Raw genomic sequence first — 9,081 nt, 5'->3', positions numbered from 1 at the left:
CAAAACCCACCCAACTCGACGGAAAAACGCGCCCCCGGGCATCAAAGAAGGTCGCTACGGCACAGCCAAGGCTCAGATGTGGTTGCACAATTCATCAGCATGCTTACAATGGGACACCGGAGCCGATCGGCTCACCCATACTTCGTGAAGGAGCGCAGCCATGGCAACGGATTACGACGACCTTCGCCCGGAGGTCAAAGAAGCCCAGGAACAGTCGCTGGAGGCCTTGCAGACAGCAAGCGCCCCCACAGCAATGACTGCCGTCCTTGAGGTGGAAGAAAGCGATGAGCCGGACTCAAGCACACCGGCAGGCGAGTTTATCGCCGAGGAGCTGGTAGTCGCCGTCGTTCCGCCTCAGGAGGACGAGTTCACGTGTTCCTCCTGCTTCCTGGTTCACCACCGGTCGCAGATCGCACGCGAAAAGGGCGGACTGTATTACTGCACGGAATGCGAAGGCTGACCACTAAACTTCACATCACCGCAGCATGGGCAGGCTTATGGGTCTGGGAACAGGGACCTCCTGCCCCAGGCCCGCGAAGGTGGCCCGGGCCAAGGCAACGTCATTGACGCATAGTCCGTCCACACCCAGACTGACTGCGTTCGCAATCTGCTCCGCCGTGACCAAAGTCCACGGGTATACCTTCAGCCCTGCTGCGTGCGCCTGAGCCACGAGCTTTTCGTCCAGGAGGTTGGCCTCGGGGGCCACTGCCTCTGCTCCAGCTGCGAGCGCAGCTTCGATCAGCGCGTAAGTGTCGGACGGGTACAGGCCCGGGTCCGGAACCACAGCCTGGCGGCACAGCGCCACCCTGGGAACACTGGGAATCTCCTCCCCCATGGCTTTGATGACGAGGGGATCGAAGCTGCGCACACGAAGCGCCTGCCCGGACTCGTGAACCCTCAGGATATTGGCCAGCCACCACACGATCGAATGGCTGTATTCCCGCCCCTTCGCTCGATCGGTTTTGACCTCTATGTCCAGGACAACGTCGTCCGCGCCTGCGAAACGCATCAGCGCCAAGAGCTCTTCCAACGTGGGAGTCCTTGCCTCAATGCCGATGCGATGCACGGCTTCGGGCAGCACTTCCACGGCAGCCTCCCGAAGTCGGCCATCACGAATATCGCGTCCATTGACGACGGCGTCGTGACGGAGCGCCAGTTGGCGATCAGAAGTAAGCCAGATGTCCACTTCGATGGCGTCGACGCCAAGCGTCAGCGCCTCGACGAAGCTGGACAAGGTGTTCCCGTGTTGCGTTGCAAGGACACCCCTGTGGCCCTGGATTTCTATCATGAAGTGATTCCTTGTGTGGGTTGAAGTGGCAGCTACTCGGCGTCATCGACGATGGACACCTCGGTGACCGCTGCGAGTTGGGAAAGTCTGCTGACGACGTTCGACGCGGCCATGGTGCCTTCGATCTCCAGTTCGATCTCAATGGACCCGGTGGTCGAGGCGTCCTCATGCTTCATAAGTCCTTCCACCACGCGTTTCGTTTCGTCTGAAGCCCTGATGGTCGCAAAACCCTGGACGCGGAACCCTTCCTCCGTGCACGTGGTGAGGACGTCCCGCAAAGCCCCAACGCCGTCGTCGTAAGTCACTCGAAGGACCCACTGCTGCGGGAGTCCGGAGCGCAACTTGGCCGATAGAACCGGGTAGGCATAAACGATGAGGAAATGGGCGGCCGTTACGAATACCGCGGGAAGCGCCAATCCGGCGCCGGCCGACGTCCCCACGGCGGCCGTAATCCAAATCGAGGCCGCGGTGGTGAGACCTCGTACTTGATTCCTCCGGACGAACACGAGCCCGGCCCCGATGAAACCGATGCCGGAAACGACCTGGGCCGCCAACCTCGACGGATCCAGCCTGACAAGGTCAGCCATCAAGACATCGCTAAAACCATATTTGCTGACCACCATGAAGAGGGCAGCACCCAGACCGACCATTGCGTGGGTCCGCATTCCCGCCGATTTATTCTTGCTTTGGCGTTCAAACCCGATAGCCGTGGATAGAACCAACGCCACCGCGAGCGCCACACACATCTGCCACCATTGCGTATCCCCATCAAAAATCAAGCCGTTGCTCCAGTTCCAGTTCTGCGCTTGGGATTCCCCAACAGCCCATGGTCAGCTCGGGATCCCTGGGGCGGGGACACCGAAGACCATGAACTAAGTCCTCAAGCTTTTCGGCATTGCCGGTCCATTCTGAGCGGAGGTCTGGAACTCTCGCTCGGGCTGCGCGATCGGGCAGTGCAGGATATTTGTAAGGACGTTAGCACAAGTATCTGAAGCGGCACTGTAGGAGTATTGCGTTGGGACAGTCTTGACGGTAGGTTTGCAGCAGAAGTAAGGCAGATTGTCAGGTCAACCGCCCAAAGACCCGATCAGCCACGATGAGCGTTGCCCCCAGACAACATGACTAAGAAGTCAGAGGTCTGTGGTGAGCGCTGTAGGCACCAATCGTCCGGAGACTGCCCGGGAGCCAACCAACCCCGGCATGCGAAGCCCGTCCGGTGGACGCGGAGAACCGCCCGGCCTCAAGCGGAACAGCCGGTGGAACAGACGCACACGCCGGGACGCATGGTTCTTTATCCTGTTCGCCGCACCCAACGTAGCCCTGATCCTCCTCTTCACTTACCGGCCCCTGGTCACGAATTTCTATTACTCCACCCTGGACTGGACGCTGGGAGCAGCAACCGCCACAAACGTGGGGTTTGCGAACTACGTCGAGTTCTTCTCATCGGCTGATGCCGCAAACGTCCTGGGAACCACGGCAGTATTCACCGCCACGACGGTAGGTGGCGCCATGACGCTCGGCCTTGTGGTGGCGCTCGTCTTGAATCAAAAGCTGAAGGGCAGGACCTTTGCCCGGGCTGTTGTCTTTGCCCCCTATGTCCTTTCGGGCGTCGGGGTCGGATTGGTTTGGCTCTTCATTTTCGATCCGACCTACGGAGCATTGTCCTGGCTCCTCCGCTCCGTGGGGCAGTCGAGTCCTCAGTGGGTCAACGACCCCAAGCTGGCGCTGACGATGGTCATCATCGTTTACGTCTGGAAAAACCTGGGCTACTGCGCCGTCGTTTACCTGGCCGGGTTGCAGTCCATCCCGCCCCAGCTCATGGAAGCGGCCGCCCTGGATGGGGCCTCGAGCCTGCGCCGGTTCTGGACGATCGTGGTGCCCCTGCTCTCTCCCACTACGTTCTTCCTGCTGATTACGTCCCTGCTGAGCTCGCTTCAGGCGTTCGACATCATCCGGATCATGACGCCATCGGGCAATGGCACCAGCACGCTCATCTTCGATTCCTATCTCCAGGCCTTCGGGTCATATAACCGGGCAGGCTACTCCGCGGCCATTTCAGTGGTCCTGTTCGCAGGTCTGTTGGTCATGACGGCTGTGCAACTCCGGTTCGTGGAACGAAAGGTTCATTACTCATGAGCACTACTCCCGTTCAGCCCCTTCCGGCCGATGCAAAGCCTTTGTCCTGGCGGAACCTTGGCCGGACGATTGCCACTGGTTACGTACCACTCACCCTCGCCACCCTTGTGGTATTCGTTCCTCTCCTGTGGATGATGCTCTCGTCGTTGAAGGCACCGGGAGAGATTGTCACCACCGAACTGGCCCTCCTCCCGAAAGAGCCAAGCTTCCAAAACTATGCGGAGGCCACGTCCACCGTTCCCTTTCCGAGGTTCTTCCTCAACAGCGTGATCGTGACGGCAATCGGCTCAACGGTGAAGTGTGTACTGGCCATCTTCACCGCCTATGCGCTGGTGTTCATCCGCTTCCCCTTCAAGAGGGTGATCTTTCTCCTGATCCTGGTCGCATTGATGGTTCCGCCGCAGGTAGCCGTGCTACCCAATTACGTCCTGATCGCCGGCATGGGCGGACTGAATACCTACTGGGGAATCATCGTCCCCTCCCTGGGCACAGCCTTTGGCACATTCCTGCTGCGCCAGCACTTCCTTACACTCCCGCCGGCCATTCTGGAGTCTGCGGAAATCGACGGGGCCGGGCATTGGCGCAAGCTCTGGAAGATCGTGGTTCCAGTCTCGATGCCCAGCATCGCCACGGTCGCGTTGGTCACGATCGTCGCCGAATGGAATGAGTACATCTGGCCGCTGATCGTCACTGACCACCCGGACATGATGACACTGCCAGTGGGGCTGACTCAGCTCGTCAACAGCGAAGGAAGCACCCAGAACTGGGGAATGCTCATGGCCGGCTCAGTGATCGTCCTGCTGCCGATCCTGATCGTCTTCGCCGCCCTTCAACGGTACATAGTGTCCGGCCTAACGCAGGGCTCGGTAACCGGCTAACGCTCCGTTCGAACTTGCCATCAACTTTTCAGCACCCAATGAAAGGCACCTATCGTCATGTCCATTACATTCACCCGCAAGCAGTTTCTCACCGTAGCCGGCGCGGGCCTCGGAACCGTGGCATTGGGAGCTTGCGCCGGCCCCTCAACGGATGGCGGCGGCCCGGACACCAAAGCCTTGGCGGTGGACTGGTCTACCATCAAGCCGGCCAGCAGCATCAGCTACATGTCCAGCCACCCGGGTAAGTCCCGGGATACGGAGCTGCTGCTGATCGAGTCATTCCAGAAAGAAAATCCCGGAATCACGGTGAACCTCGTTACCGGCGGCGCCAACTACGAAGAGATTGCCCAGAAGTTCCAGACCTCGCAGGCAGGCAACGAAGTCCCCGATGTTCTGCTTGCATCCGACGTCTGGTGGTTCCGGTACGCACTCTCGGGCGCGATCCTGCCCCTCAACGATCTTCTGAAGGCCACCAACACTGGCATTTCCGACTATGTCCCCGGACTCATCAGCGACTATGAGTACGACCAGAAACAATGGGCCATCCCTTATGCCCGTTCCACTCCGCTCTTCTATTTCAACAAAGACCATTTCAAGGCAGCCGGTGTCCCCGAAGAGGCTCCGGCCACTTGGGAAGAATTCGCAGAGTGGGCACCGAAGATCAAAGCGGCCAACGCTTCAGCGCCCGGGTACCAGAATGCCTACCAATACCCTGCCATTGCCGGCTACGCGGGTTGGACACTCCAGAACCTCCTATGGGGACGTGGAGGTGCGTGGTCCAAGGAATGGGAAATCACTGCCGAGTCCCAGGAATCAGTCGCCGCCATGCAGTGGGTGCAGGATTCCATCATCAAGCATTCATGGGCAGGCGTTTCTTCCAAGAATGCCCTCACCGACCTCCAGGCCGGTGCGGTCAGCGCAACGATCAGTTCTTCAGCCGATCTCGCCACCGTCATGAAAGCCTCGAAGGAGTCCGCCATGCGCATCGGCGTGGGCGTCCTCCCCGGCGGAGACGTCAGCAAGTCTCCGGTATCACCCACGGGCGGGTCCGGGCTGGTCATTGCCAGCAAGTCGACACCGGAACGACAACTCGCAGCCGCCATGTTCATCGCCCACGTCACCAACGCCGGAAACACTGCAACGCTGTCCGCTGCCACGGGGTACGCACCGGTGAGCCAAGCCGCGGATGTTTCGGCGATCCTCGCCCAAACGCCGGAGTTCCAGGTGGTTGTTGACCAGCTCAAGCAGACCCGGAACCAAGACTACGCCCGCACCTTCCTGCCGGGCGGGGACCAGGAGCTGGCCAAGGCAGCGACCAAAATCATGAACGAGAAGGCCGACGTAAAAACCACCATGTCGGAACTCAAAGCATCCTTGGAATCGATCTACAACAAGGACGTGAAGCCGAAGCTGAAGTCCTGACGACGGCGACGTCGGCACCCGGCCGGGTGCCGACGTCGTAATCGCTGCACCACAGAACACAGACCGTAGAATGCCTGCATGAGTAGCATGCAACAGATCGACCCTGGCCAATCCCTGACGGTCCAGGTCACCAACATGCTGCGTGCAGCCATCACTTCCGGCGAGATGGGCCCGGAAGAACACTTCTCGGCAATCGGATTGGCGGAGAAGCTCGGAGTCTCCCGAACGCCGGTCCGGGAAGCGCTTCAATTGCTCGAAAAAGAGGGAATCGTCCGCATCGAGAAGAACCGCGGTGTGCGGGTCCTGCAGATGTCACTCGACGAGATCGTACAGATCTTCCAGATCCGCATCCTCCTGGAACCGCCTGCGGCAGCCCGCGCGGCGGAGGTGGCCACTGACGAAGATCTGGCCAACTTCCGCACCCTGCACGGCCGTATCCTCGACGCTGCCGCACGCGAGGACGGGCCGGGAACTTTGCAGGCTGACAAGGACTTCCACCTATTCCTCATGGAGCTCGCGGGCAACCCCCGCTTGTTGGCCTTGGACGGCGAGCTGCGCAATATGGTGTTGGCACACGGGCTGGTCACGATCCCGTCAGCCCGAAGCAGCCAAGACCTGGCCAATGACCGCAAGGACATCCTGGCCGCGCTGGAGAGCAGGGATCCCCACGCAGCAGCCGAAGCCGTCCGGGAGCACGTCACCCGGACCGCTCACCTGTTGATCAGCGGGGTCTGCGCCCGGACGCCTGGCCTGTCAGCAGGCGAGTACCTCTCTCAGCTTGAGCAGCTCACCAAGTTCTCCCGCTGACTCCACGGGTGTTTACAGCCTCCGGAAAGTGCCCTACAGTTGCATGCAACCTCAGTAGCATGCAACATACAAGCGAAAGGATGCAAAGTGGCATCCCCCAGCTCCTCCGAGTCCCCCCTGAGCCAACCGCTGGCCGGAATCCGGATCGCAGATTTCTCCCGCGTGCTGGCAGGACCCCTGTGCACCATGATGCTGGCGGACTTTGGCGCCGAGGTCATCAAGGTCGAAAGCCCCGCCGGTGACGACACCCGGGCGTGGGTGCCGCCCGTGGACCACCACGGACAGGGAACGTACTTTGCCAGTGTCAACCGAAACAAGCGATCGGTGGTCGTGGATCTTAATACGGACGACGGCCTGGCTTACGCCCGCGAACTGACTGCGGAATGCGACGTAGTGGTGGAGAACTTCCGGCCGGGCGTCATGGCCAAGTTTGGACTGGACTACCAGACCCTGTCCGCCGGGCGGCCCGAGCTGGTGTACTGCTCCATTTCCGGATTCGGAACAGGCGCCGGATTCAAACTCCCCGGGTACGACCTCCTCGTCCAGGCGCTCGGCGGCCTGATGAGCATCACCGGATCGCCCGAGACGGAACCGAGCAAGGCCGGCGTCGCACTGGTTGACGTACTCACGGGACAGAACGCCTTGGCAGGCATCCTCATGGCACTGCGTGGTCGTGACACCACCGGCCACGGTCAGGAAGTCCAGGTCAACCTGCTCTCATCACTTCTTGCCGCCTTGGTCAACCAAGGAACAGCTACGCTCGCCACCGGCAAACCCCCAGCCCGCATGGGCAACGCACACCCAAGCATCGCCCCCTATGAAACTTTCCGGACCGGAGACGGCCTGCTTGCCATCGCGGTCGGCAACAACAGGCAGTTCGGTGCGTTGACTGAAGCCCTTGGGTTGAACAGCCTGGCTGCGGACCCCCGCTTCCGCACCAACGAACTTCGTGTGGCATCACGCGCCCCCTTAAAGAGGATCCTCGAACAGGCACTGGAAACTGATTCCGCAGCCAACTGGCAGGCCAAACTTCTTGAAGCCGGGGTACCGGCCGGCAAAGTTAATGACATCGGCGAAGCTTTGGCGCTCGGTCACTCCCTGAGCCTTGAACCTTCCGTTCACTTCACGGACCCCATCACCGGCCGCTCATCAGTTCAACTGTCCAATCCCATCCGCTTGTCCGCTTCCCCCGCCACGTACCGGCAGGCACCGCCCACCCTTGGTGAACACCAAGGCAGCACCTTCACTTCTGTTTCGCCAAACACGAAAGATTCCGCATGAACAGCATCAGCGACCTGATTGACTTCGATTCCCTGCTCACCCCGGAAGAACGGAAGCTGCGGGACAAAGTGCGCGCCTTCGTGGACGCGGACATCAGGCCGAACATTGCGCAATGGTACGAATCGGCCACTTTCCCGCTGGAGATAGTTCCGGAGCTGGGTCGGCTGGGCCTGTTGGGAATGCATTTGCAGGGCTACGGCTGCGCCGGGGGCTCCGCGGTCGATTACGGATTGGCAGGCGCCGAACTCGAGGCCGGCGACTCCGGCCTACGGACCTTCGTCTCAGTGCAGGGCTCACTGGCCATGAGCGCCATCTACAAGCACGGCTCCGATGACCAGAAACAGGAGTGGCTGCCAGCCATGGCCAAGGGCGAAGCGATCGGCTGCTTTGGACTGACCGAACCTACCGCAGGTTCCGACCCGAGCGCCATGAAGACCTTTGCACGACGCGACGGGAATGACTGGGTACTCAACGGCTCCAAGCGCTGGATCGGCTTGGCGTCGGTAGCCCAGGTCGCTGTCATCTGGGCCCAGACCGACAAAGGCATCAAGGGGTTCGTGGTTCCCACGTCCACCCCGGGCTTCACCGCCACCCCGATCGAGCCAAAGCTTTCCATGCGGGCTTCCATCCAATGCGACGTCGATCTGGTGGACGTGCGCCTGCCCGAGTCCGCGGTTCTGCCGAACGTCGTGGGATTGAAGGGCCCCTTCAGCTGCCTAAACGAGGCACGCTACGGCATCATTTGGGGTGCCATGGGCGCGGCCCGTGATTCTTTCGAGGCCGCCCTGGCCTATTCCCAGGAACGTTTGCAGTTCGACAAGCCCTTGGCCGGGTACCAACTCACGCAGCAGAAGTTAGTGGACATGGCGCTGGAGATCAACAAAGGCTTTCTGCTGGCACTCCACCTGGGCCGAAAGAAGGACGCCGGAACCTTGCAGATCGACCAGATCTCCGTTGGCAAACTCAACAACTGCCGCGAAGCCATCAAGATCGCCCGCGAGGCCCGGACCATCCTTGGCGGCAACGGCATCACTCTGGACTACTCACCGCTGCGGCACGCCAACAACCTGGAGTCGGTCCGCACCTACGAGGGCACCGATGAAGTCCACACGCTCATTCTCGGCAACAAGCTGACCGGCATTCCCGCCTTCCGCTGACAGGCTGCGGGTTACCGGCGGACAACTGACTGGGAAATGCTCGACGGCGGCGCCCGGGGGTTATAGGACAAAACGTGTGTAACGGAGGGGCTTGCTTCTCAGTATCGGCGGG

Annotated in this window: 9 protein-coding genes; 7 read left to right on the top strand and 2 right to left on the bottom strand. The window is 60.7% G+C overall.

Annotated features, from left to right (window positions below; translation table 11 throughout):
* Window positions 1-160 precede the first annotated feature (160 nt).
* On the top strand, window positions 161-460 hold the full coding sequence (locus OCL88_RS20310) for a DUF4193 domain-containing protein (RefSeq protein WP_264963737.1): 300 nt from the start codon (window positions 161-163) through the stop codon (window positions 458-460).
* Between the two features lie 15 nt (window positions 461-475).
* Here the strand turns inward: OCL88_RS20310 and OCL88_RS20305 are convergent, their stop codons facing one another.
* Both OCL88_RS20305 and OCL88_RS20300 read right to left on the bottom strand, forming a co-directional pair.
* Window positions 476-1,288: a glycerophosphodiester phosphodiesterase gene (locus OCL88_RS20305; protein ID WP_264963736.1), complete on the bottom strand. Its 813-nt coding sequence runs from the start codon at window positions 1,286-1,288 to the stop codon at window positions 476-478.
* Window positions 1,289-1,320: 32 nt separating this feature from the next.
* Window positions 1,321-2,034, bottom strand: a complete 714-nt coding sequence (locus tag OCL88_RS20300) for an MgtC/SapB family protein (protein ID WP_264963739.1) — start codon at window positions 2,032-2,034, stop codon at window positions 1,321-1,323.
* A 454-nt stretch (window positions 2,035-2,488) separates the two neighbouring features.
* Between OCL88_RS20300 and OCL88_RS20295 the strand changes: the two genes are divergently transcribed.
* The 6 genes from OCL88_RS20295 to OCL88_RS20270 all read left to right on the top strand — a co-directional run bounded on the left by OCL88_RS20295 (window position 2,489) and on the right by OCL88_RS20270 (window position 8,969).
* The gene (locus tag OCL88_RS20295; RefSeq protein ID WP_264963738.1) at window positions 2,489-3,424 is read left to right on the top strand and encodes a carbohydrate ABC transporter permease; all 936 of its coding nucleotides are present in this window, start codon (window positions 2,489-2,491) and stop codon (window positions 3,422-3,424) included.
* Window positions 3,421-4,302, top strand: a complete 882-nt coding sequence (locus OCL88_RS20290; RefSeq protein WP_264963735.1) for a carbohydrate ABC transporter permease — start codon at window positions 3,421-3,423, stop codon at window positions 4,300-4,302. The genes OCL88_RS20295 and OCL88_RS20290 overlap by 4 nt, the downstream gene beginning before the upstream one ends.
* 57 nt (window positions 4,303-4,359) lie before the next feature.
* Window positions 4,360-5,724: an ABC transporter substrate-binding protein gene (locus OCL88_RS20285; protein ID WP_264963734.1), complete on the top strand. Its 1,365-nt coding sequence runs from the start codon at window positions 4,360-4,362 to the stop codon at window positions 5,722-5,724.
* Window positions 5,725-5,802: 78 nt separating this feature from the next.
* A complete protein-coding gene (locus OCL88_RS20280) occupies window positions 5,803-6,531 on the top strand; it encodes a GntR family transcriptional regulator (RefSeq protein WP_264963733.1) in 729 nt (242 codons plus the stop codon).
* An 87-nt stretch (window positions 6,532-6,618) separates the two neighbouring features.
* A complete protein-coding gene (locus OCL88_RS20275) occupies window positions 6,619-7,812 on the top strand; it encodes a CaiB/BaiF CoA transferase family protein (protein ID WP_264963732.1) in 1,194 nt (397 codons plus the stop codon).
* Window positions 7,809-8,969 (top strand): acyl-CoA dehydrogenase family protein, encoded by a 1,161-nt coding sequence (locus OCL88_RS20270; RefSeq protein ID WP_264963731.1) that lies wholly within the window; start codon window positions 7,809-7,811, stop codon window positions 8,967-8,969. The genes OCL88_RS20275 and OCL88_RS20270 overlap by 4 nt, the downstream gene beginning before the upstream one ends.
* The last annotated feature ends 112 nt before the right edge of the window (window positions 8,970-9,081 follow it).

It is taken from the genome of Paenarthrobacter sp. PAE-2, from assembly GCF_026013155.1.
Taxonomy (GTDB): Bacteria; Actinomycetota; Actinomycetes; order Actinomycetales; family Micrococcaceae; genus Arthrobacter; species Arthrobacter ureafaciens.
This window is presented reverse-complemented; position numbering and strand designations above follow the sequence as displayed.